Origin of the sequence: Nocardioides scoriae (genome assembly GCF_900104965.1) — a bacterium.
In the GTDB taxonomy this organism is placed as follows: domain Bacteria; phylum Actinomycetota; class Actinomycetes; order Propionibacteriales; family Nocardioidaceae; genus Marmoricola; species Marmoricola scoriae.
Genome location: NZ_LT629757.1, coordinates 609,689 through 632,540, shown reverse-complemented (window position 1 = coordinate 632,540; position 22,852 = coordinate 609,689). Strand labels below are relative to the sequence as shown.

General features: G+C 73.1%; 24 protein-coding genes and 1 riboswitch. Of the genes, 14 read left to right on the top strand and 10 right to left on the bottom strand.

Going from position 1 to position 22,852, the window contains the following annotated elements; genetic code table 11:
- The first annotated feature begins 140 nt into the window (after positions 1-140).
- The 3 genes from BLU55_RS03020 (at position 141) to BLU55_RS19995 (ending at position 1,048) form a co-directional block, all read left to right on the top strand.
- Entirely contained in the window at positions 141-350 is a 210-nt protein-coding gene (locus BLU55_RS03020) for a Flp family type IVb pilin (protein WP_091725909.1), read from the top strand.
- A gap of 23 nt (positions 351-373) precedes the next feature.
- A complete protein-coding gene (locus tag BLU55_RS03015) occupies positions 374-568 on the top strand; it encodes a Flp family type IVb pilin (RefSeq protein WP_157682706.1) in 195 nt (64 codons plus the stop codon).
- Positions 569-856: 288 nt separating this feature from the next.
- Positions 857-1,048: a Flp family type IVb pilin gene (locus BLU55_RS19995; protein ID WP_091725901.1), complete on the top strand. Its 192-nt coding sequence runs from the start codon at positions 857-859 to the stop codon at positions 1,046-1,048.
- Here BLU55_RS19995 and BLU55_RS03000 read toward each other — a convergent pair.
- The 4 genes from BLU55_RS03000 to BLU55_RS02985 all read right to left on the bottom strand — a co-directional run bounded on the left by BLU55_RS03000 (position 1,045) and on the right by BLU55_RS02985 (position 5,151).
- Positions 1,045-2,334, bottom strand: a complete 1,290-nt coding sequence (locus tag BLU55_RS03000) for a M48 family metallopeptidase (RefSeq protein ID WP_231917019.1) — start codon at positions 2,332-2,334, stop codon at positions 1,045-1,047. The genes BLU55_RS19995 and BLU55_RS03000 overlap by 4 nt on opposite strands.
- Positions 2,335-2,338: 4 nt before the next feature.
- The gene (locus tag BLU55_RS02995) at positions 2,339-3,619 is read right to left on the bottom strand and encodes a hypothetical protein (protein WP_157682705.1); all 1,281 of its coding nucleotides are present in this window, start codon (positions 3,617-3,619) and stop codon (positions 2,339-2,341) included.
- A gap of 16 nt (positions 3,620-3,635) precedes the next feature.
- Positions 3,636-4,649 (bottom strand): C40 family peptidase, encoded by a 1,014-nt coding sequence (locus tag BLU55_RS02990; protein WP_091725895.1) that lies wholly within the window; start codon positions 4,647-4,649, stop codon positions 3,636-3,638.
- Positions 4,650-4,660: 11 nt separating this feature from the next.
- Positions 4,661-4,839: riboswitch (cyclic di-AMP (ydaO/yuaA leader) on the bottom strand.
- A gap of 105 nt (positions 4,840-4,944) precedes the next feature.
- Positions 4,945-5,151, bottom strand: a complete 207-nt coding sequence (locus BLU55_RS02985) for a hypothetical protein (RefSeq protein ID WP_091725893.1) — start codon at positions 5,149-5,151, stop codon at positions 4,945-4,947.
- A 124-nt stretch (positions 5,152-5,275) separates the two neighbouring features.
- Between BLU55_RS02985 and BLU55_RS02980 the strand changes: the two genes are divergently transcribed.
- Genes BLU55_RS02980 through BLU55_RS02970 form a run of 3 tightly spaced genes read left to right on the top strand, consistent with a single transcriptional unit; the run spans position 5,276 to position 8,290 of the window.
- Positions 5,276-7,033: a DEDD exonuclease domain-containing protein gene (locus BLU55_RS02980; RefSeq protein WP_091725890.1), complete on the top strand. Its 1,758-nt coding sequence runs from the start codon at positions 5,276-5,278 to the stop codon at positions 7,031-7,033.
- A 40-nt stretch (positions 7,034-7,073) separates the two neighbouring features.
- Positions 7,074-7,352 (top strand): Lrp/AsnC family transcriptional regulator, encoded by a 279-nt coding sequence (locus BLU55_RS02975; protein ID WP_091725889.1) that lies wholly within the window; start codon positions 7,074-7,076, stop codon positions 7,350-7,352.
- A gap of 5 nt (positions 7,353-7,357) precedes the next feature.
- Positions 7,358-8,290, top strand: a complete 933-nt coding sequence (locus tag BLU55_RS02970) for a class I SAM-dependent methyltransferase (RefSeq protein WP_091725886.1) — start codon at positions 7,358-7,360, stop codon at positions 8,288-8,290.
- Here the strand turns inward: BLU55_RS02970 and BLU55_RS02965 are convergent.
- The gene (locus tag BLU55_RS02965) at positions 8,243-9,523 is read right to left on the bottom strand and encodes a hypothetical protein (RefSeq protein ID WP_091725884.1); all 1,281 of its coding nucleotides are present in this window, start codon (positions 9,521-9,523) and stop codon (positions 8,243-8,245) included. The two genes, BLU55_RS02970 and BLU55_RS02965, sit on opposite strands and share 48 nt — an antisense overlap.
- Positions 9,516-10,616, bottom strand: coding sequence for a glycosyltransferase family 4 protein (locus BLU55_RS19330; RefSeq protein WP_172833855.1), 1,101 nt, complete (start codon positions 10,614-10,616; stop codon positions 9,516-9,518). The genes BLU55_RS02965 and BLU55_RS19330 overlap by 8 nt, the downstream gene beginning before the upstream one ends.
- 118 nt (positions 10,617-10,734) lie before the next feature.
- Between BLU55_RS19330 and BLU55_RS02955 the strand changes: the two genes are divergently transcribed.
- The 4 genes from BLU55_RS02955 to BLU55_RS02940 are packed head-to-tail and all read left to right on the top strand — an operon-like array spanning position 10,735 to position 14,037.
- A complete protein-coding gene (locus BLU55_RS02955; protein ID WP_091725881.1) occupies positions 10,735-11,433 on the top strand; it encodes a glycosyltransferase family 2 protein in 699 nt (232 codons plus the stop codon).
- Positions 11,433-11,786 carry a DUF2304 domain-containing protein gene (locus tag BLU55_RS02950; protein WP_157682703.1) on the top strand — a complete coding sequence of 118 codons (354 nt, stop codon included), beginning with the start codon at positions 11,433-11,435 and terminating at the stop codon, positions 11,784-11,786. Before BLU55_RS02955 ends, BLU55_RS02950 begins: the two co-directional genes overlap by 1 nt.
- Positions 11,783-13,258, top strand: a complete 1,476-nt coding sequence (locus BLU55_RS02945) for a DUF2142 domain-containing protein (RefSeq protein ID WP_091725877.1) — start codon at positions 11,783-11,785, stop codon at positions 13,256-13,258. The genes BLU55_RS02950 and BLU55_RS02945 overlap by 4 nt, the downstream gene beginning before the upstream one ends.
- Positions 13,255-14,037, top strand: coding sequence for a glycosyltransferase family 2 protein (locus BLU55_RS02940; protein ID WP_091725874.1), 783 nt, complete (start codon positions 13,255-13,257; stop codon positions 14,035-14,037). The genes BLU55_RS02945 and BLU55_RS02940 overlap by 4 nt, the downstream gene beginning before the upstream one ends.
- A gap of 1 nt (position 14,038) precedes the next feature.
- Here the strand turns inward: BLU55_RS02940 and trpD are convergent, their stop codons facing one another.
- The 3 genes from trpD to BLU55_RS02925 are packed head-to-tail and all read right to left on the bottom strand — an operon-like array spanning position 14,039 to position 16,423.
- Positions 14,039-15,079, bottom strand: coding sequence for an anthranilate phosphoribosyltransferase (trpD, locus tag BLU55_RS02935; RefSeq protein WP_231917018.1), 1,041 nt, complete (start codon positions 15,077-15,079; stop codon positions 14,039-14,041).
- A gap of 8 nt (positions 15,080-15,087) precedes the next feature.
- A complete protein-coding gene (locus BLU55_RS02930) occupies positions 15,088-15,528 on the bottom strand; it encodes an Rv3143 family two-component system response regulator (protein ID WP_407938421.1) in 441 nt (146 codons plus the stop codon).
- A 1-nt stretch (position 15,529) separates the two neighbouring features.
- Positions 15,530-16,423 carry a cytochrome c oxidase assembly protein gene (locus tag BLU55_RS02925; RefSeq protein ID WP_231917017.1) on the bottom strand — a complete coding sequence of 298 codons (894 nt, stop codon included), beginning with the start codon at positions 16,421-16,423 and terminating at the stop codon, positions 15,530-15,532.
- Positions 16,424-16,504: 81 nt separating this feature from the next.
- On the opposite strand from BLU55_RS02925, the gene ctaE reads away from it, so the two are divergent.
- From ctaE to qcrB, 4 genes are read left to right on the top strand one after another with little or no spacing between them, the layout of a single operon-like run.
- On the top strand, positions 16,505-17,143 hold the full coding sequence (gene ctaE, locus BLU55_RS02920; protein ID WP_091725866.1) for an aa3-type cytochrome oxidase subunit III: 639 nt from the start codon (positions 16,505-16,507) through the stop codon (positions 17,141-17,143).
- A gap of 40 nt (positions 17,144-17,183) precedes the next feature.
- Positions 17,184-18,053 (top strand): cytochrome bc1 complex diheme cytochrome c subunit, encoded by an 870-nt coding sequence (gene qcrC / locus BLU55_RS02915; protein WP_456237705.1) that lies wholly within the window; start codon positions 17,184-17,186, stop codon positions 18,051-18,053.
- A complete protein-coding gene (gene qcrA / locus BLU55_RS02910) occupies positions 18,050-19,102 on the top strand; it encodes a cytochrome bc1 complex Rieske iron-sulfur subunit (protein WP_091725863.1) in 1,053 nt (350 codons plus the stop codon). The genes qcrC and qcrA overlap by 4 nt, the downstream gene beginning before the upstream one ends.
- Before the next feature lie 5 nt (positions 19,103-19,107).
- A complete protein-coding gene (gene qcrB, locus BLU55_RS02905) occupies positions 19,108-20,853 on the top strand; it encodes a cytochrome bc1 complex cytochrome b subunit (protein WP_091725860.1) in 1,746 nt (581 codons plus the stop codon).
- Between the two features lie 766 nt (positions 20,854-21,619).
- On the opposite strand, the gene BLU55_RS02900 is transcribed toward qcrB, so the two are convergent.
- On the bottom strand, positions 21,620-22,774 hold the full coding sequence (locus BLU55_RS02900; RefSeq protein ID WP_157682702.1) for a L,D-transpeptidase: 1,155 nt from the start codon (positions 22,772-22,774) through the stop codon (positions 21,620-21,622).
- Positions 22,775-22,852 lie beyond the last annotated feature (78 nt).

Here is a 22,852-nt window from a genome sequence, read left to right as displayed (position 1 = left end):
ACTCGACAAACCACCCCAATTGGTCACTTCTGTACGACCAAGCGAACGATGTACGGGTATGTCCGATTCGTCATACTTCATGCAAGGCAGTCGGAGGGACCGCCCCACACACCATCCACCGTCACAGAGATGAGACCACCATGCTCGAGTTCCTGCGCAACCTGCTCCTGCCCAGCCGTCGCGACGAGAACGGCGCCTCCGCCGTCGAGTACGGCCTGCTGGTCGCCGCCATCGCCGCGATCATCGTGGTGCTCGTCTTCGCCATCGGCAACCTGGTCAAGGGCGGCTTCAAGACGACCTGCAGCTCGCTGGCCACCGGCCAGAACACGACCTCCGCCAGCTGCAACTAGTGCGCGAAGGTCGTGAGGGCTCGTTGCGCCCACGCGACCGCAGCGCCGGCGAGCAGGGCTCGTCGGCGATCGAGTACAGCCTGCTCGTCGCCGGGATCGCGGCCGTCCTCGTGATGGTCGTGATGGCGGTGGGCGGGCAGACGCTGGGTCTGTTCGGCCAGACCTGCGACTCGATGAGGGCCGGCTCCTCCGGGTCGCTCGGCGCCACGACCTGCTGACTCACCAGATGTCCTGCGTGGACCACGCACGCAGGCGCGACGGCGGCTCCCCATGAGCGGGTGCGCCCGAGCATCGCACCCGCACTGAACGGGGGGTGGTGAGCCGCCGCCACACGCACGCCCGGCCCGACGCCTCGCGGCGTCGGGTCGGGCGTGCGTCGGTTCCCACCTCAAGATCTGGTCAGGTCAGCCTGAATTTCGGACAAATAACCCTTGTCGGTCAGATACTTCTTCCACGAGGCACCACGCCCCGACTCACGGAAGAGGACCGACAGATGACCGACATTCCTGCGCCACCTGCTCCCGACCGCCCGCCGCGACGAGCACGGCGCCTCCGCCGTCGAGTACGGCCTGCTCGGCGCCGCCATCGCCGCCATCATCGTGGTGCTGGTCTTCGCCATCGGCAAGCTGGTCCAGGGCGGCTTCTCCACCACCTGCACCTCGTTGGCGACCGGCACCTCCTCGACCCAGACCTGCTAGCGCCGACCGTCGTCGAGGGCCCGCGCGATCCCGATCCGCTGCACCAGCGTGGGGTGGGAGCCGAACCAGAACTGGCTCCACGCCGGGGGCGCGGGATCTGCCAGGGCACGCACGGCCAGCTGCACCTGGACCTCCTCGAAGCCCCGCTCGTCACCCGTGGCGGCCAGCGACGCACGATCCGCCCGGGCCTCGATGGCCCGGCTGACGGTGTTCTGCACCGGGCTGGCCAGCAACGTCCCGACGGCGACCAGGGCCAGCACCAGCGGCACCACCTCGGGCTGCCCCACGGAGGTGGCCCCGGCACGGCCGAGCAGCCGGCGTCGCAGGACGACGCCGAGCAGGCCGCCCCCGAAGAGCACGCCGACCGCCCCGAGACCGGTGCCGATCGCGACGTCGTGCGCCCGGGCGTGTCCCAGCTCGTGGGCCACGATCACCAGGGTCTCGCGCTGCGGCACCCCCTCCACCAGGTTGTCGTAGAGCACGACCCGGCGGGTGCTCCCCAGGCCCGAGACGTAGGCGTTCAGGGTGGTCGTGCGACGCGAGGCGTCCGCGACCAGGACGTCGGAGACCGGCACCCCCTCCTCGCGCGCCAGCTCGAGGATGCGTGAGCGGAGCTGTCCGTCCGGCAGCGGCACGAACCGGTTGAACAGCGGCTCGACCGCCAGCGGGTAGAGCCACGACCCCAGCACCACCAGCGTGGCGGCCACCGTCCCGACGACCACGGGCCACTGCCGGGGGGCGCGTCGGGCGGCCCCGACGACGAGCAGGACCACCAGGGCGGCGTACACCCAGGAGACGCCGAGCTGCACGGCCCGGTCCCGCAGCCACCCGGCCAGCGCCTGGTCGGTCAGGCCGTAGGCGAGCGCGTGGCGGCGGGAGAGCAGCGCGAACGGCAACGTGGCCAGCCGTCCCACCAGCAGCACGAGGAAGGTCGCGAGCAGCGCCCGCACCCACCAGCGCCCCGGGATCCGGGCCACCACGCGTGCGCCCAGGGGCGTGAGCCCGAGGACGAGCGAGACCACGGTCGAGGTCGCCAGGCTGGCCCACCCGAGGTGGCGCTGCAGCGCGGCGTACGTCTCGGCGCGGCTGATCTGCGACGCGGTGAGCACCTCGTCGGGTCGGACGGCGACCGGGCGACCTCCCGGCACCCACGACCACGGGACCAGCCAGGCGGCCAGCGCCACGAACAGCACGAGCGAGGCGACCGCCAGCCCCCAGGAGGCCGCCCGACCGGTCGGTGTCGCGGGGGCGGCGGTGGACCGGCGCGGGGACGACGGCGTGCTCACCGCTTCAGCGTGCCACGCCGGCCAGGGACGCCAGGTCCGCGCGCCAGCGCGACACGAACTCGGCCTGGGTCACCCCCAGCTGGTCGACGAAGGCCCGACGCACGGGCGTGCCGGCGCTGACGGCGTCGTAGAGGCGCACCAGCGCGGCCTGCCCGAACTCGTCGGCCACGAACCGGCACGCCAGCCACGCCTCCTCGTAGGTGGCTCCGAGGTCGGAGGCGCGCGGGTCGAGGTCCTCGCGGGAGGGCAGGCCGTCGGGCAGTCCGTCGGAGCGGATCCGCTCCAGCACCTGGGCCGCCGCGGTCTGCACGGGCACCCCGGCGTCGCGGAGCGCGACCGCGTCGGCGAAGCCCTCCAGCAGCCAGGTCGGGACGCTGGTGAAGCTGGCCCCGGTGGCGACGTGGGCCGCCTCGTGGCTCATCACCACCTGGGCCCCCTGCGGGCGCAGGTCGCCGAAGACCCCGGGATTGACGTAGACGCGGACCGGAGCGCCGCGGCGCGTCGAGCCGTCGACGGTCGTGGTGACGGCCGCGATGGCGTCGTACTCCCCCTCGGGCGCGGAGACCGCGGCCTCGAGGGCGGCCTGGTCGCGAGGCACCTCGACCACCAGCGGGCCGTCCCAGCCGGGCAGCGTGCGGCGCACCTGGGTGACGGCACGGGTGACCAGTCCGGGGTAGCGACCGGCGGTGTCGCCCGCGACCTCCACCAGCGTGCGGGGCGTGCGCACCACGGTGGTGGGACCGGTCAGCCACAGCGGGGTCCGGTCGGCACCGGCACCGCCGAACCCGGCGATGCGGACCTCGCCGCCCGCGGGGACCAGCAGCACGCGGGTGTCGACCCGGGCGGCTCGCTGGTCGAGGCCGCGCAGCCCGAAGCGCAGCTCGACGGTCGCGGCCCAGGCCGCTCTGCCCCACCGGTCGCGCTCGGCTCCGGTGACGGCGACGTCGTCGACGTAGCGCAGCGAGAGCTTGTCGAGGCGCAGCGCCTGGGCGTTGGTGGCCACCGCCCCGAGGAGGGAGCGGGCGTCGGGGGCCGCCGTGGCGAGGACGGCGTCCTCGTCGCCCTGCGCCAGGGCACCGACGAAGCGGTCGAGGACGCGCTGGGCGCCGGAGTCGTCACGACCGACCGCCACGTCGTCGGGACGGGGCGGCTCGAGGTCCACCTCGCGGTCGCAGGCCCCGAGGGCCAGGAGCGCGAGGACCAGCAGCGCGGCGAGCGAGCGGCGCGGGGGGCGGCTCGACGCAGCGCCGTCGTCGTGGGGACCGGGCCTGGCCCGGGCCCCCACGACGCGGAGAGGTCGCTCAGCCGGGCCGGACCGCACCGACGTACGGCATGTCGTGCAGGCCGCTGACCTGGACGCCGGAGCTCGGGTTGAGGGCGTTCACGATCTGACCGTTGCCGACGTAGATGCCGACGTGGCTGATCGGGCTGTAGTAGAAGACCAGGTCACCAGGCTGCAGCTCGCTCTCGGAGATTCGCTGTCCCGAAGAGTACTGCGCGCTCGAGCTGTGCGGCAGCGAGACGCCCCGCTGCGCCCAGGCGGCCATGGTGAGGCCGGAGCAGTCGAACGAGCTCGGGCCGGCGGCACCCCAGACGTAGGACTTGCCGACCTGCGCCATGGCGTAGTCGACGACCGAGCCGGACGCCTGGCGAGCCTGCGCGGCCTCCTTCTCGGCCTGCTTCTCGGCGGCGATCTCGTCGAGCCTGGCCTGCAGGCCGGCGGCGCGGCCCTGGGCGCGGTCGAGCGCCGCGCTCGAGCGCGACGCGCGCTGCTGCAGGCGCTGCTCGGCGTCGCGCGCACGCGACAGTCCCTGGCGCAGGTCGACCCGACGCTCGCCCAGCTGCTGCACGGCCTCGCCGGCCTCGGCGAGGCGCTGGCTGGCGCCGTCGGTGTCCTCGGTGACCACGGTGACGTTGGTCAGCAGGGTCTCCGAGCCGGTGCTGAGCCGGGGCTCGGCCGCGGGGGCACCGGTGCCGCCCGACGTGTCGTGGGTGGCGACGACCTCGGCCGCCATCTGGGACCGGAGCGTCTCCACGAGCGTGCGCTCGCGGTCCAGCCGGGCGTCGAGGCGGTCCAGGCGCGTGCGCACGGACGTCAGGGTCCGGGTCGCCCGGTCGTGCTGCCGGGCGGTGGTCTCCGCCTGGGGGGCGAGCGAGTCGGCCTTGGCCTGGGCGGCCTCCGCGGCCTGCTGGAGGTCGCTCTCGGGACTGGCGGCGGCGGGGCCGGCGGAGACGAGTCCGAGTCCGGTCAGGCCGAGGGTGAGTGCGACACAGGCGGTCGCGCGGGCATGGTGGTCTTTCCAACCGTCGAGCACGAGCGGTCGGTCTCCTCTTTGTCGAACGCCTACCAGGTGAGCTGACGGATTCGGGCCCAAAGAAAGCCCTACCAGGTCCTGGCGTCACGGTCGGCGACGCCGCTTCCCGGATTCACCCCACGTACTTGGGTCCCCGGCTCCGGTCCTGACGACTCCCCGAGGAGCGGACCAGATTGAGCGCGGCCTCCGTGGGCACCCCGTCGGTGCCCTGGCGCGGAGGCCAATAGCGCGTGACCCTAGGCGAGATGCCGCGGAGGATCCAACTCCGGATGGCCGTCGCCGCCTGTGGCAAACCTCACGCCGACTCGACGACCGGGCCCTCCACGGGGGTCACCATGCGCAGCGGGGGCACCAGCCCGGAGGAGGCCAGCACCTCCAGGGCGTGCTCCTCCTCGGCGTCGAATCCCAGCTCCGGGGGCGGGCCCAGCAGCACGGTCACCACGCAGTCGTGGCAGGACAGTCCGCGCACCAGGCAGGTGTCGCAGTCGATGCGGACGCTCATCGTGATCTCCTCGGGCCGAGCGGGGGAAGTTCGGTCACGGCGTACTCCAGCACCGCCCACCGACAGCCCCGCCGCGCCGACCTCCTGCGCCACCTTGTCGGTGCCGACACCTAGCGTTCGGCCCATGAGCAGGTGGGACGCGCAGATGAGCTTCGACGAGCTGGGGCGTCCCCTGCGCGACCTCACCTTCTGCGTGGTCGACCTCGAGACCACCGGCGGCTCGGCCGCCGGCGGCTCGATGATCACCGAGGTCGGCGCGGTCAAGGTCCGGGGCGGCGAGGTCCTGGGCGAGTTCCAGACCCTGGTCAACCCGCACGCCGCGATCCCCCCGTTCATCGCCGTGCTCACCGGCATCTCCGACTCGATGGTGGCCACGGCGCCGTCGATCGAGACCGTGCTCCCGGCCTTCCTGGAGTTCGCCCGGGGCTGCGTGCTGGTGGCCCACAACGCCCCGTTCGACGTCGGCTTCCTCCAGCACTTCGCCGCGCAGCAGCAGCGCCCCTGGCCGGCCTTCGAGGTCGTCGACACGGCCAGGCTCGCGCGACGCGTGATCACCCGCGACGACGCCCCCAACTGCAAGCTCTCCTCCCTCGCGGTGGCCTTCGGGTCGACCACCACGCCCGACCACCGCGCGCTCTCCGACGCCCGCGCGACGGTCGACGTGCTGCACGGACTGATGGAGCGCCTCGGCGGCCTGGGCGTGCACACCCTGGAGGAGCTGTCGACCTTCAGCTCCAAGGTGAGCCCGGCGGTGCGCCGCAAGCGCCACCTGGCCGAGCACCTGCCCCACGCCCCCGGCGTCTACCTGTTCCGCGACGAGCAGGAGCGGGTGCTCTACGTCGGCACCTCGCGCGACCTGCGCACCCGGGTCCGGACCTACTTCACCGCCTCCGAGAACCGCGCCCGCATGGGCGAGATGGTGCGGATCGCGACCTCGGTGTCCCACGTCGTGTGCGCGACCCCGCTCGAGGCGCGCGTCCGCGAGCTGCGGCTGATCGCCGCCCACACCCCGAAGTACAACCGGCGCAGCCGGCGGCCCGACAAGGTGCACTGGCTCAAGCTGACGGTCGAGCCGTGGCCGCGGCTCTCCCTGGTCCGCAAGGTCGCCGACGACGGCGCCGACTACCTCGGCCCGTTCGGGTCGCGCCGCACCGCCGAGCGCTGCGTGGACGCCCTGCACGAGAGCTTCCCCCTGCGGCAGTGCACCGGGCGGCTCCCGCTGCTGCCCAGCCGCGCACCCTGCGTGCTGGCCGAGATGGGCCGCTGCCTGTCGCCCTGCGACGGCAGCGTCGACCTCGACACCTACGCCGACCTCGTCGCCCGGGTGCGCACCGCCCTGGTCGCGGACGCCGACGCGGTCGTCGAGGCCCTCACCGCCCGGATGCAGCGGCTGGCGGGCGACGAGCGCTTCGAGGAGGCGGGCTCCCACCGCGACCGGTTGGCGGCCTTCGTGCGGAGCGCCTCGCGGACCCAGCGGCTGGGCTCGCTCACCCGGTGCCCCGAGGTGGTGGCCGCGCGCCGCGAGGACGACCGACGCTGGGCGGTGCACGTGGTGCGCCACGGCCGGCTCGCGGCCGCCGGCGTGATCCCGGTCGAGGCGCACGCGGGCGACTGGGTGACCCAGCTGCGCGCCAGCGCCGAGACCGTCGTGCCCGGCCCCGGACCCGCCCCCGCGGCCACCGCCGAGGAGACCGAGCAGATCCTGCGCTGGCTGGAGCAGCCGGGGGTCCGGCTCGTGCACGTCGAGGGCGACTGGACCAGCCCGGCCCGGGGCGCCGGCCGCCACCTGCAGGTGCACGACGCGGTCGAGGCGTCGCGCCGCGACCTGGTCCCCTTCGACGAGCGCCGCAACCTCGCGACGACCCACCAACCGGTGCGCTGAGCGCCCGGGGAGCGACCGCCCGTGGCGGTACCTTGACCCCATGATCACCGCCATCGTGTTTGTCAAGGCCGACGTCGCCCGCATCCCCGAGGTCGCCCAGGCCATCGCCGCCCTCGACGGCGTGAGCGAGGTCTACAGCGTCACCGGCCAGATCGACCTGATCACGCTGGTCCGCGTGGCCCACCACGACGACGTGGCGGGGGTGGTCGCCGACTCGCTCAACAAGATCCCGGGCGTGCAGGAGACCGAGACCCACATCGCGTTCCGCACCTACTCCAAGCACGACCTCGAGGCGGCCTTCTCCCTCGGGCTCGACTGAGCGACGTGCCTCGACCGGCCGCCGGACCGCTCGGCTTCTACGCCCGCAGCGTCGGCCACGCTGCCGCGATGCGGGCGCGGACGTGGCTGGACCGGCCGCAGCGCTACCGCATCGGCCGCTACGCCGTGACGCTCCCCCCGGCCCACCGACTGCCCTGGTTCCAGGACCTGTTCCCGACGTACGACCGCTACGCCGCCTCCCTGCTGCAGCAGCTCCTGTCCGGGTCCAGGACCCCGTTGCTCGTCGACGTCGGCGCCAACGTGGGCGACACGACCCTGCTGGCCCTCGACGCGGTGCCGCAGCTGCACGTCGTGGCGGTCGAGGGCGACGCCGAGTTCACCTCCTACCTGCGGGACAACACCCGCCAGGTCGCGTCCCGCGTGACGGTGGTGGATCGGTTCCTCTCCGTCCGTGACCAGCGCCCGCTGCAGTACCGCGGCAACAGCTCGACGGGCGGCTTCGTGCCCGCCACCGACGGTGACCCGCTACCGATGCCGACCGGGCTCGACCTGACGGTGACCGAGCTGCTCGCCGACGCCGACCGGCACGACGTCGTGGTGTGGAAGAGCGACACCGACGGGCTGGACCTCACGCTGCTCGAGCAGGACTGGGACATCGTGCTGTCGACCTGCGACGTGGTCTGGTTCGAGTGGGACCCGTTCCTGGACCTCGGGGGGCCGGACCTGCTGCGGCGCACCGCCGACGCGATCGCCGCGACCGACCGCGTCGTGCTGGTCCACGACAACCTCGGACGCCGGCTCGTGACCACTCCGGCCCCCGGGGCCCGCGACGTGCTCCTGGGGCTGACGTCCTGGCTCGGGGAGCCGAGCGTTCCGGGTGAAACTGCCTACCTCGACGTGTGGCTGGTGTCCCCGCGCCTGGCGCGTCGCTCAGCCACGGCCGCCTCCGGCTGGGAGCTGGGCCCGGCGACGCCGTGAGCCGACCGCCGCGGGACGCGCCCCCAGCAGGTGGATCGCGGCCCCGACCAGTGGCGGGACGAGCAGCGCGGCGAGCGCCCGCGGCCCGAGCGGCAGCGGGAGCAGGAGGCAGACCACGGTGGCGACGGCGACCGCGGCCCACCCGGCGACGTGGACCGAGTGCCGTCCGCGAACCAGCGCCCACCACCCCGACAGCGTCACCACGGCCGTCAGGGCCACCCCGAGCACGACCCCGCCCACGAAGGCACCCGAGGTGACGAAGCCGCCGCCGAAGACGAGGAGGAGCAGCCCGGGGCCGGCGATCCAGCCGACCAGGACGGCCAGCCCGGTGCCGACCACCCCAGCGACCACGGGCGCGGCGCGCAGCCGGGAGCCACCCGCCAGCCACCGGATCACCGGGCCCTGGAACGACCCGAGGAGCAGCAGAGGGGCGCGTGCGTTCACCACGACCGCGACCACGACGCCCAGCGCCGCTGCCGACTCCCCCTGCCGGGTCGCCAGCAGCAGGGCGGGGAAGCCGGCGATCGTCACCCCGCTGCAGCCCGCGGCCAGCACCGCCCGGGCCGAGTCCGCGAGGAAGCGCCGCCGCTCCCCCAACACGAGAAGCCGGGTCGACCTGACCTGCTCGGAGGCGGCCGCGAGCACGACCCAGCCGAGCAGGCCCGAGAGGATCGCCACCTGCCAACCGATCCGCGAGCCGGTCAGCAGCAGCGCCCCCACCACCACGACCGACCGCAGGAGTCCCTCGACCAGGATCGTGGCGGCGTACCAGCTCCACGCGCCCCGGCCCGCCAGCGAGCCGGTCACCCCGTTCGCCCAGGCGTAGCCCACGAAGCCCAGGGCCAGCAGCGGCAGCAGTCCCGCCCATCCGGCTCCCCAGACGCGCGGCCCCCACCAGGGAGACGCGGCCACCAGGAGCGCGGCGCCCAGCAGTCCGGCCAGCACGCTCCCGGACCAGACGTGCGCCGAGCCGTGGGACGAGGCTCCACCCGGCCCGCCGACCGGGATGCTCCCACCCCGCTGGCCCGTGGTCGCCACCCTCCTGGTCACCTCCTGCTGGAGCCCGGCGAGCGTCCCCGTCGCGGCGAAGAGCACGCTCCACACGGCCATGAACTCGCCGTAGCCCGAGGGCCCGAGCAGGCGTGCCGCCAGGAGCAGGCCGAACCAGGTGACCGCGGCGCTGGCGACCGACGCTCCGGCCACGCCGGCCATGGCGCCGCGACGCTCACCCACTGGTGCACGCGCTGCGGTAGACGTCGACGTGCTGCTCGGCGCTGCGGTGCCAGCTGAAGGCGGCCGCCTGCGCGACCCGGGCCTGCGTCGCCACCGCCCCCTCGCCGTCCCCCTCGCCACGGGCGAGGGCCTCCAACAGCGCCCGGGCGATGTCGGCCGGGTCGTCCGGGTCGAACCACTCCACGAGGTCACCGCCGACCTCGCGCAGTGCCGGCAGGTCGGACGCGGCGACGGGGCAGCCGTGCGCCAGGGCCTCGAGCACCGGGAGGCCGAACCCCTCGTACTGGCTGGGGAAGACGAGGACCCCGGCGAGCCGGTACAGCTCGGCGAGCTCGGAGGCGGGCACCACGCCGCGGTGCTCCACCCCTGCGGGCAGGGGTCCGAGCGCCTCGCCGCCACCTCCCGTGAGGACCAGGCGCAGGTCGGAGCGGGTGCGTCGCGCCAGGGCGAACGCCTGGAGCAACCGGGCGTGGTTCTTGTGGGGCCACGCCCGGGCCGGATAGAGGACCAGAGGTTCGCGCCGCGGAGGCGGCCCGGGCTCACGAGGAGGAAGCACGACTCCATGCGGGACGACGTGGACCCGGGCGGGGTCGACCCCCAGGCGCTCCACGATGCGCTCGCGGCAGAACTCGCTGACCGTCACGACGGCCGTGGCCCGACGGGCGGGCAGGTCGTAGGCGAGGCGGCGGTAGGTCCGCTCGCCCCGTCCGAACAGGCGCGGCAGGTCGAGGTGCTGCACGTCGTGGAGCGTGACCACCCACGGACGCCGCCGGACCCGCGGGACCGGCACGCTGAACGGGTAGTGCAGGACGTCGCACCCGCGCAGTGCCTCCCGCGTCCCGGTCGGGGGGAGCAGGCCGCGCGCGGCCAGGGCCAGCCGGTCGCGCGTCGACCCGCCGGAGGGCAGGGAGATCTCGAGGAGCTCCCGCGACGACGGCAGCACGTCCCGGGCCGAGGGATTGACGAAGGTCGTGACCTCGACGTCGGAGCGGCGCGACAGCGCGGCCAGCAGCTGCGCGGCGTAGGTCTCGGTGCCACCCATCCCACCCGCGACGAAGGTCCACGCCGGCACCCCGACCCGCAGCGACGTCACCGCCGCAGCGTAGTGGCGCTTGCGGTCTGAGGGGATCACTTGGACCGGGTTCGCGATTTTCGTCCGATCTATCCGAAATCTGCCTACCGTGGAGCCATCCCCCGCCGCAGGAGACCTGATGACCCTCGACCCGAACCCGGACGTGTGCGTCGTGGTGCCCGTGTTCGACGAGTGCAGCACCATCGAGCGCACCGTCACGGACCTGCGTCGCTTCTTCGCCCACGTCGTCTGCGTCGACGACGGCTCGCGAGACGGGTCCGGCCGACTGGCGCGGGCCGCCGGGGCCACCGTCGTCACCCACCCGGTCAACCTGGGGCAGGGGGCGGCACTGCAGACCGGCTTCGACTACGTGGTCAGGCGCACCTCGGCCGCCTTCGCCGTGACCTTCGACGCCGACGGGCAGCACCTCGTTTCCGACGCGGCCCGGATGGTCGAGCGCGCCCGGGACGAGCGCCTCGACGTGGTCCTCGCCTCGCGGTTCGCCGGCACCACCGAGGCCATGCCGCGGTCGCGCGAGGCCGTCCTGCGCGCCGGGGTGGTGTTCACCCGGTGGACCTCCGGCCTGCCGGTCACCGACGCGCACAACGGGCTGCGGGTGCTGAGCCGGCAGGCGCTCACCTCGATCCGGCTGCAGCTCCCCCGCATGGCGTACGCCAGCGAGCTCACCGACGCGATCCTCCCTGCCGGGCTCCGCTGGGCCGAGATGCCCACGACGGTGCTCTACACCGACTACTCACGCGCCAAGGGCCAGCGCAACAGCAACTCGGTCAACATCCTGTTCGACCTCGCGCTCCGCCGGCTGAGGACGGTCAGGTGATGATCAAGGCCCTGCTGGTGCTCGCCGCCGTCGGGGTCGCCGTCCTCCTGCTCCGCGAGTCCGTGCCCGGGCAGAAGCTCCTGCTGCGCCGCCTGGCCGGGCTGGCCGGGGTCGTGGCCGGCATCGTCGCGATCCTGTGGCCCCAGTCGACGACGCTGGTGGCCAACCTGGTTGGCGTCGGACGGGGCACCGACCTCGTCCTGTACGTCGCGGTCTTCGTCTTCCTCTACTACGCGGTCGCCACCTCCCAGCGGCTGCACCACCTGGAGCGGCAGAACGTCGAGCTCGCACGTGCCCTCGCGCTGGCCACGGCGGACGAGCCCGGGGCCGCCCTCCCGGGGCCGGCGGCGTGAGGCCACCCCGGGACGCGAGGCTCCCCCACCGGGTCTTCCTGGCGGTGTTCGTCGGGTCCCTGCTGCTCGAGCTCGCCTGGGTGCTGGCGCTGCCCGCCTTCCGCGGTGCCGACGAGTTCGACCACGCCTACAAGGCCGACGCGGTGGCCCACGGCGAGCTGCGCGCGGTCTCCGAGGCGCGCAGCGGGCGGGGCGGTCTGGTCCCGGTCGCGCCGGAGCTGGTCGCGGCGGCCGGGCCGGTGTGCTCGTCGTACCTCTACACCCGCCCCGACAACTGCCGCTCCGCCGGCTTGACGGCCGACGGCCGGGCACTGGTGGCCTCGGCCGCGGAGTCCTACGACCCCGTGTTCTACGCCGTGGTGGGCACCGTGGCCCGACCGTTCGACGGGGTCGCGGCCCTGGTGGTGATGCGCCTGGCCACCGCGGTGCTCACCAGCCTGCTGCTCGGGACCGCCGCCGCGGTCACCGCCGGCTGGTCGCGCACGGGCTGGCCCCTGCTCGCCCTGGCTGTCGCCTGCACCCCGGTCCTGGTGCAGAGCGGAGCTGTCGCGGCCCCCAACGCGGTCGGCTACGCGGGCGCCGTCCTCGTCTGGGCCGCCGGCCTGAGCCTGGTCCAGCGCGACGGGCCGCCGACGTGGGGGTGGCTCACCCTCGGCTCGGTCACGGTCCTGGTCACCCACACCACCGGCCTGATGTGGCTCTTCCTCGTGCTGCTCGCCGTGCTGCTGCTGCGTCCCCGGACCTGGTGGGCGTCCCGGCTGCGTGCCGAGCGCGGCCCAGCCGCCGGGGCGGCACTGACGGTGGCGGCCTGCGCGGCCGGGTGCCTGGCCTGGATCCGGTACGCCGACACCAACGCCCTGTCCGGCCCCACCGACCAGCCGCCGCTCGAGCTGCCCATGCTCGCGGTCCAGCAGTTCCTGTGGGCGATGCAGACCATCGCGGCCTTCCCGACGCGCAACGAGCCGGCGCCCTCGTGGGTCTACACCTGCTGGATCGCCGTCCTCGCCGTCCTGTGGGGGTACGGCGCCCTCGTGGCCCGGAGCCGCGTGCGCGTCGTCGCGGGACTCGTCCTCGCCGCGTGGTTCGCGGTGCCCCTGGCCCTGACCTTCGTGTCCTACAGCAGCCAGGGCTACGCCTGGCAGGGCCGCTACGCCCTGCCGCTGGCCGTCGGGCTGCCCGCGCTCGCCGGGCTGGCGCTGGAGCGGCGGGGCAGCGCCCCGGCGCGCCCGCTCGTCGCCCTCGTGCTCGCGCTCGTCGCCCTCGCCCACGTCTCCTCCGTCGTCGCCGTCACCCTCGACGAGCGCCGGGCCGACTTCCCGGGCACCTTCGTCCTGGCCGTCCCCGGCGGGCTCGCCGTCGTGGCGCTGCTGGCCGTGGCGGGGGTCGCGGTGGCCGCCCTTCCTGCCCGGCCCGGCCGAGCGGTGCCCGCTCCCCCGGCCGACGTCGCCCTGCGTCCGGAGGTGCGCGCATGAGCGTCCTGTTCGTCGTGCCCACGCTCGGTCGTCGCCCCGAGCTCCTGGAGCGCAGCCTGGCCTCCATCGCCGCCCAGGGCCGCGACGACGTCGACCTCGTCGTGGTGGCCCCGCGCGGCGCCGACCTCGGGGACGCCCTCGAGCGGGTCGGGGCACGGCGGGTCGCCGACCCCGGGCGCGGCGGCATCTCCGGGGCCCTCAACGCCGGCCTGGCCGCCGCGCGGCCCGGCACGACGTGGTTCGCGTGGCTCGGTGACGACGACCTGCTCGCGCCGGGATCGCTCGACACCACGGTCGCCGCGCTCGAGGCCGACGACCGGGCGGTGCTGGCGTACGGCTGGTGCGACTACGTCGACGACCGCGACCAGGTGGTGTTCCGCAGCCGCGCCGGCCGACTGGCCCGCGCGATCCTCACGTTCGGACCGAACCTGGTGCCCCAGCCGGGCTCCCTGATGCGGTACGACGCGGTGCGGGCGGTCGGCGGGCTGGACGAGTCGGTGCGGCTCGCGCTCGACCTCGACCTGTTCCTGCGGCTGCGGCGACGTGGCCGGGTGGTGGCGGTGCCGCGGACGCTGGCGGCGTTCCGCTGGCACGCGGGCTCCTCGACCGTCGAGCAGGGCGAGGCCTCGATGGAGGAGTCGGACCAGGTGCGGATGCGCTACATGCCGCGTCCGGTCGCCGCGGCGTACGACGTGGGGCGCTGGCCCGGTCGCTGGGCGCTGCGGCTGGCCAAGCGGCGGGTGGACCGCAACGTGGCGCGCGCCGCGCTGGCGGGCTAGCTCAGCGGGTCGCGGCGACCCAGCGCTCGAGCGCGGCCCGGGCCGCGCCGGAGTCCAGGGCCTCGTCGGCCCGCCGCATCCCGGTCGCGACCTGCTCCTCGAGCGGGCCGTCGGCCGCGGCGTGGACCGCCAGGGCGGCTCCGGCGTTGAGGACCACCGCGTCGCGCACCGGGCCGCGCTCGCCGTCGAGCAGGCGCCGCACCACCGCCGCGTTGTACGCCGCGTCGCGGCCGCGCAGCCCCTCGGCGGTGCCGCGCGGGACGCCGAGCCGGGCCGGGTCGAGGACCTGCGCGACGACCTCGCCGTCGCGGACCGTCCACACGCGCGAGGTGGTGGTCGTGGTCAGCTCGTCGAGGCCGTCGTCGCCGCGGAACACCCAGGCGTCCACGCCGCGCCGGGCGAAGACGCCGGCCAGGACGGGCGCCATCCGCAGGTCGGCGCAGCCGATCGCCTGGGCCTGCGGACGGGCGGGGTTGGCGATCGGGCCGAGGAAGTTGAAGGTGGTGCCGATGCCGAGCTCGCTGCGGGCCGTGGCGGCGTACCGCAGGGCGGGGTGGAAGGCGGCCGCGAAGCAGAAGGTGATGCCGGCCTCGCCCGCGACGCGCGCGACGGTGGAGGCGGGCAGGTCCAGCCGGATGCCGAGCTGCTCGAGCACGTCGGCGCTGCCGGCCTTGGACGACGCCGAGCGGTTGCCGTGCTTGACGACCACGGCGCCCGCGCCGGCCGCGACGATGGCGGCCATGGTCGAGATGTTGACCGAGAAGGAGCGATCGCCGCCCGTGCCGACGACGTCGAGCAGGCGCCCGGGCACCGACAGCGGGGTGGCCGCGGCGTACATCGCCTCGACCAGGCCCTCCATCTCGTCGACCGTCTCGCCCTTGGCCCGCAGCGCCACCGCGAACCCGGCGACCTGCGCCGAGGTGGCCGTGCCGGCCAGGACCTGTGACATCGCCCACGCGGTCTGCTCGACCGTCAGGTCGGTGCCGGCGACCAGGCCGCCCAGCACCTCGGGCCAGCTGGAGCCGCTCACCTCGGGGCTCACGTCTGGGCTCACGTCTGGGCCGGGACCCGCGATCGCAGCAGCCGGATCACGGTCTCGGCCAGCTCGATCGGGTCCAGGGGGTGCGCGACGGCGGCCTCGGCCCGCGACCAGGTCGCGAGCCAGTTGTCCTGCACGCGCCCGGTGAGCACCAGCACCGGGGGGCAGCGGTAGATCTCGTCCTTGAGCTGCTTGGCGATCCCCATGCCGCCCGCGGGCACGGCCTCGCCGTCGAGGATGGCCAGGTCGACGCCGCCGGCGTCCATCTGCTGGATCACGACCGGCTCGGTGGCGACCTCGACGTACTCCACCTCGGGCAGGTCGGGGTGGGGGCGGCGACCGAGCGCGAGGATCACCTGCTCGCGGGTGTCGGCGTCGTCGCTGTAGACGAGGACCCGCAGCGAGGCCCGGGACGAGGAGGCGTGCGAGGAGGCGGAGGTCACGCCGCGGATGCTACCGCCTGGTGGGCTCGGCCCCGGCGGCGCGCTGGGCGTCGAGCCGGTCCAGCCGGCGGTCCTCGCGGCGGGCCTCGGCGTGCGAGGCGCGCACCCACTGCACGAACAGCACCACGAACATCGTCAGGGCGATCAGGTCGCCCGATCCCCACAGGATGCCGCCGGCGAGGTGCTGGTCGGCGTACGGGTCGGGCAGCCAGGGCATCGAGGCCCTGAGCGAGGGGTACCAGTCGCCGCCGATCAGCCGGGTCTGGCCCATGATCGTGACGCCGAGGAAGGCGTGGAACGGCAGCGTGAGCATCAGCATCAGCAGGCGGAACGGGTGGCTCACCCGCCCCGGCACCGGGTCCACGCCGAGCACGGGGGTGAAGAACAGCGCCCCGACGAGCACCAGGTGGACGTGCATCAGCTCGTGGAGCAGGTCCGAGCGCAGGGTGGCGTCGTACCAGCCGGTGAAGTAGAGGGCCCACGGGCTCAGCACGTAGAGGGCCAGGGCCAGCGGCGCGAAGGTCAGCACCCGGGCGAGGCGGGAGTGCAGCACGGCCAGCAGCCAGCGCCGGGGCCGCCGCGGCAGGGTGCGCAGCGCCAGGGTGACCGGGGCGCCCAGGGCGCACATCACCGGCACCACCATCGACAGCAGCATGTGCTGGACCATGTGGACGCTCAGCAGCGTGGTGTCGTACGCCGCCAGGCCCGACGACGTGGCGAAGAAGAACACCCCGATCCCGCCGCCGACGAAGGCGAGCGTGCGGCCCACGGGCCAGCGGTCGCCGCGCTCGTGGAGACGCCACACGGCGTACAGGTAGAGCCCCGCCGCCCACACGGTGAGCACGAACAGGACCGGCGAGATGCCCCACTCGGTGAGGATGGCGGACGGGGAGAAGGGCGGCACCACTCCAGGTTAGGCCGCGGTTCTCAGCAAAACACCGGGCCCAGGGATGCCCGCTTCACAGGGTCAGGCAATAATGTCCACGTGGCGACTGCAACGGCTATCCCGGCATCCCGGCTCCACGGGCACCACGATCGACCCAGCATGGTCAGCGTGGGCACGATCGTGTGGCTCTCCAGCGAGCTGATGTTCTTCGCGGCCCTGTTCGCCGCCTACTTCACGATCCGCGCGGTGAGCCCCGAGCTGTGGGCCCAGGAGACCGAGCTGCTCAACGTGCCGTTCTCCTCGGCCAACACGATCATCCTCGTGCTGTCCTCGGTGACCTGCCAGCTGGGCGTCTTCAAGGCGGAGGACGGCATCGTCAGCCGCACCGGCAAGCTCCACCAGTTCAAGCTGTGGGGCCTGCGCGAGTGGTTCATCCTCACCTACGTCATGGGCGCCATCTTCATCGGCGGCCAGGCGTTCGAGTACGCCGAGCTCGTCCACGAGGGCCTCACCATCCCCTCGTCGGCCTACGGCACCGTGTTCTACCTCGCGACCGGCTTCCACGGCATCCACGTCCTCGGCGGCCTGATCGCGTTCCTCTTCGTCCTCGGGCGCACCTACCTGGCCCGCAAGTTCACGCACGAGCAGGCCGTCACGGCGATCGTGGTGTCGTACTACTGGCACTTCGTCGACGTCGTGTGGGTCGGCTTGTTCGCGACCGTCTACTTGATCAAGTAGTTCCCCCCAGCAGTCTCAGACTCCCCCGAAGGACGCACTGGTGCGACTCACGCAGAAGCTCGGCAGCCGGCTCACCGGCCGCATCTCGGCGCGGCGCCGCAGCCGTGCCGCGGGACCCCTCGTGGTCCTCGTGGCGCTGCTCATGACGGGCGGGCTCTACTCCGTCCTGTCCCCCGCCACCGCCGAGACCAAGACCGCCGACGAGGACACCGTGGCCCAGGGCCGCGCGCTGTTCCTGGTCGGCTGCGCCTCCTGCCACGGCAAGAACGGCGAGGGCATCCCCACCGCGCAGGGCAACCAGTACGGCCCCTCGCTCATCGGCGTGGGCGCCGCCTCGGTCGACTTCCAGGTCGGCACCGGTCGCATGCCCATGGCCCAGCCCGGCGGCCAGGCGCTGCGCAAGCCCCCGGTCTACGACGCCCAGGAGATCGAGGCCCTCGCGGCGTACGTCGACTCGCTGGGCCCCGGCCCGGCCGTCCCCGCCGAGGAGGACTACGACACCTCCGGCGTCGAGAACGAGTCCGTCGTCCGCGGCGGTGAGCTGTTCCGCACCAACTGCACGGCGTGCCACAACTTCGCCGGCGCCGGTGGCGCCCTGCCCCGCGGTCGCTTCGCGCCCTCGCTGGACGGCGTCTCCAACAAGCACATCTTCGAGGCCATGCTCACCGGTCCGCAGCAGATGCCGGTGTTCTCCGACGAGGTCCTGACCCCCGAGGACAAGCGCGACATCATCGCCTACCTCAACAAGCGCCAGGACTCCCCCGCCTACGGCGGCTTCCAGCTCGGCTCGCTCGGCCCCGTCACCGAGGGCCTCGCCGCCTGGCTCATCGGGATCGGCGGACTGGTCGGGTTCGCGGTCTGGATCGCGGCCCACTCCACCCGCTCGACGAAGAAGAAGGGCGCAGCATGAGCGACCAGCACGAGCTCGCCAGGGTCGAGGCCGACCCGATCGCCGACCCCGGTCTCCCCGCGCACCTCCCCCGTCCCACCGACGTCGACGAGCGCGCCGAGAAGCGTGCCGAGCGCCAGGTCTCGCTCTTCTTCGGGCTCTCGGCCCTGTGCACGCTGGCCTTCTGCGTCTCCTACTTCGTCTTCCAGGTCGGCGACGAGCCCGACGTCATCCTGGGCTTCGGTGCCTCCAACCTGACGATGGGCCTGTTCCTCGGGCTGGCCCTGCTGCTCATCGGCATCGGCACCATCCAGTGGGCCCGCAAGCTCATGGCCGACACCGAGATCGTCGAGTACCGCCACGCCGCGTCGTCCAGCGACGAGGACAAGGAGGAGACGCTCGCCGCGCTCCGCCTCGGCACCGAGGAGAGCGGCATCGCTCGCCGCCCCCTCATCCGCAACAGCCTGCTGGGCTCGGTCCTGCTGCTCGGCGCGCCTGCGGTCATCATGCTGCGCGACCTCGGTCCGCTGCCCGGCGACAAGCTCACCACGACGGTCTGGAAGCGCGGCATGCGTGTCGTCCAGGACGTCAGCGGCACCCCGATCCGCCCTCAGGACATGGAGGTCGGCCAGCTCGTCAACGGCGAGCCCGCCGTCTTCTTCGAGGACGACGAAGAGGGCGAGCCGAAGTACGAAGGCATCGAGCTCCAGGTCGAGAAGGCCAAGGCCGCGGTGATCGTCGTACGCATGCAGCCCGACGACATCAAGCCCTGGCCCGGCCGCGAGAACTGGGGCGTCGACGGCATCCTGTGCTACTCCAAGATCTGCACCCACGTCGGGTGCCCGATCTCCCTGTGGGAGCAGCAGACGCACCACCTGCTGTGCCCCTGCCACCAGTCCACCTTCGACCTCGCCGACAACGGCAAGGTGATCTTCGGGCCTGCCGCCCGTCACCTGCCGCAGCTCCCGTTGGCCGTGGACGGGGAGGGCTACCTGATCGCCACCAGCGACTTCACCGAAGCCGTGGGGCCCAGCTTCTGGGAGCGCAACAACGATGAGCCTGGAGCGTGACAGACATGAGCGCTGACACCGTCGCTCGCACCAACGGAAAGTCGGCCGCCAAGGCCGAGAAGCCCTCGAAGGTCGGCGCTGCCGCCACGTGGGCCGACGACCGGCTCGGCCTCGCCGGGCTGGCCAAGAAGAACCTCCGCAAGGTCTTCCCCGACCACTGGTCGTTCATGCTCGGTGAGATCGCTCTGTGGAGCTTCATCGTGCTGCTGCTGACGGGTGTCTTCCTGACCCTGTGGTACCGCCCGAGCATGGCCGAGGTCGTCTACGACGGGTCCTACTCGCCGCTGCGCGGCCTGGAGATGTCGGAGGCCTACGCCTCCGCGCTGCACATCTCCTTCGACATCCGCGGCGGCCTGCTGATGCGCCAGGTCCACCACTGGGCGGCGATGATCTTCGTCGCCTCGATGATGGTCCACCTGCTCCGCGTCTACTTCACGGGCGCGTTCCGCAAGCCGCGCGAGCTCAACTGGGTCATCGGCTCGCTGCTGCTGCTCCTGGGCACGCTCGAGGGCTTCACCGGGTACTCCCTGCCCGACGACCTGCTGTCCGGCACCGGCATCCGCGCCGCGGACGGCTTCATGAAGTCCATCCCGGTCATCGGCACCTACGCGTCGTTCTTCCTCTTCGGCGGCGAGTTCCCGGGTGACTCGATCATCCCGCGGCTCTACACCGTGCACGTGCTGCTCATCCCGGGCGTCCTGCTCGGCCTGATCGCCGCGCACATGCTGCTGCTCGTCTACCACAAGCACACCCAGTGGCCCGGACCCGGCCGCACGGAGCAGAACGTCGTCGGCTTCCCGATGCTGCCCGTGTACGCCGCCAAGGCCGGCGGGTTCTTCTTCGTGGTCTTCGGCGTCCTGGTCGTCATGGGCGGCCTGATCTCGATCAACCCGGTGTGGGCCTACGGTCCCTACAACCCGGCCGAGGTCACCGCAGGGTCCCAGCCCGACTGGTACATGGGCTGGCCGGACGGCGCGCTGCGCATCATGCCGGGCATCGAGTCCCACTTCCTCGGCGTGACGCTCTCGTGGAACGTCTTCCTCCCGATCATCGTGCTCCCGGGCCTGATGTTCACGATCCTGATGATGCTGCCGTTCCTGGAGTCGTGGATCACCGGCGACAAGCGGGACCACCACTTGCTGGAGCGTCCGCGCAACGCCCCGACCCGCACCGGTCTGATGGTCGCGCTGATGACCTTCTACGGCCTCATGTGGGCCGCCGGCGGCAACGACATCATCGCCATCAAGATGGGTCTGAGCATCAACCAGATCACCTACTTCATGCGTGGAGCGGTGTTCATCGGACCGGTCATCGCCTTCTTCATCGCCCGTCGCTGGTGCATCGCGCTCCAGCGCTCGGACAGCGAGAAGCTGCTGCACGGCTACGAGAGCGGCGTCATCATGCGCGACGCGCAGGGTGGCTACACCGAGCGTCACCTGCCGCTGTCGACCGAGCGCAGCTACACGCTGACCGCGCGGGACCGGGACGAGCTCTTCGTGCCGGCGCTGGAGAGCGACCAGAACGGCGTCACCTCCCCCACGGCCCGCAAGGACCGGGTGCGCGCCCGGCTCTCGCAGCTGTGGTTCGGCGACAACATCCAGAAGCCCACCCGTGAGGAGCTCGAGGAGGCGCACCACCACGCGCAGCTCGAGCACGCGCACGACGTGGCGCTGAGCGGTCACTCCGCCGACGGCCACCAGTTCGACGGTCGCGAGGAGTCCGTGTCGGACAACCAGCTCAGCAGCCGCTGAGCCGGGGCACCACCCAGCACGTCAGCCAGGGCCCGGGAGCACACGCTCCCGGGCCCTGCTGCGTCCCCGGATGCTCCCGGACACGCCTCCCTGCCGTGGGGCCCGCGCGGGAGTGGCGGAGACCCTGCGGGGGTCGAGATGGCCGAGGGCTCCGTAGGGTCGAGTGGGACAGAGGGCGCGCGGACGCCCTCCGGAGCTCTGGCGCCCGTACGCGACGTGGTCGGCCCCCGGGCCCACGACGTGCGCCCCGGCGCCCCAGAACGGCCGTCAGGCCCCCAGAGCCCCCGTACAGCCGCCGACCGGGCAATTCCAGCACGCCCCCCGACCCCGACCGGGCGATTCCAGCACGCCCCACGACCCCGACCGGGCGATTCCAGTACGCCCCACGACCCCGACCGGGCGATTCCAGTACGCCCCACGACCCCGACCGGGCAGTCCGCGCACGCCCGAGAGCGCCGAGCGGACAGTGTCAGCACGCCCCGCGACGCGGACCGGGCAGCTCCAGCACGCGTCAGCGGTCCGGGCAGGCGGTGGCCCCGCCCCGGCGTGACCCGGTGGACGTGCGCGTGCCGCCTGCTTGGTGCTGCAAACGCCCGCTCACCGTCGTAGGCCGTGCTGCAAGCGCCCGCTCGCCGTCGTACGCCGTGCTGCAAACGCCCGCTCGCCGTCGTACGCCGTGCTGCAAACGCCCGCTCACCGTCGTAGGCCGTGCTGCAAGCGCCCGCTCACCGTCGTAGGCCGTGCTGCAGACGCCCGGCTCGGCGGGTCAGCTGAGGGCAGAGCCCTGCTTGTAGTCGCGGAAGCTCTCGTTCCAGTCGCCGAAGCCGTTGGTCAGGTCCATGGGGCGGTCGCTGCCGGTGTAGGTGACGACGTCGCCCATCTTGGACATGTTGTAGAGCCAGCCGGCGTTGGCGGTGCTCATGCCGGTGCAGCCGTGGCTGACGTTGGCGTAGCCCTGGCTGCCGACCGACCACGGGGCGGCGTGGATGAACTCGCCGGAGTAGGTCAGGCGCATGGCGTACTCGACGTTGTCGATGTTGTAGCCGTCGGCGCTGTTGGGGTCGATGCCCACGGTCTCGGAGTTCATCGTCTTGCTGCGGAACTTCTCCACGATGATCTTGGTGCCGGTGCGGGTGGTGTGCAGCGGCTGCTCGCCCGTGGTGATGGGGATGGTGCGCAGGAGCTGGCCGTTGCGGAAGACCTTCATCTGGTGGGTCTGCATGTCGACCTTGCTCACCATGGCGTCGCCGACGGTGAACTTCATGCTGCGGTCCATCTGGCCGTAGATGCCGTTGCCGGCGGGGACGCCCCCGATGTCGGCGTTGACCGAGACCTGGGTGCCGGGCTTCCAGTAGGTGCGCGGGCGCCAGTGCACCTCCTGGTCGCTGATCCAGTGGAAGGCGCCGACCTGGGCGGGCTTGCTGGTGACCTCGAGGTGCTTCTCGATCTCGGCCTTGTCGGTCACGGGGACGTCGAAGCGGATCATCACCGGCATGCCGACGCCGACCGTCTGGCCGTCGCCCACGAAGCTGGGGTACGTCTGCTCGTCGAGGGTGAGGGTGCGCGTCCGGAAGCCGGCGGCGTAGGTCTTCTCCAGGCCCTCGTCGTCGACGGCCGTGCCGGCCACCTTGTAGCGGGTGCCGGAGGCCAGGACGCCCTGGGAGACCCAGCGGGTCTTGTCGGCCGAGAGGGTGCCGGCCAGCGGCGCGCCCTTGCGGGTGGTCACGGCGATGTCCTCGAACGTGCCCGAGGCGACGCGCAGCTTGAGCTTGCGCTGGAGGTCGATGTCGGAGGCGCCGGCCGGGATGTTGCTGACCACCCGGGCGGCGGAGTCCTTCTGCTCCTGGGGACTGGGTGCCGCGGCGGTGCCGCTGGCGGTGTCGTCGTCGGTGGCGCTGGGCGCCCCCGAGCAGGCGCTCACAGCCGTCAGGGCGACCGCGAGGGCGCCGAGGGCGAAACGGGAACGAACAGTCCGGGAGGACATGGGTGACTCCAGCGA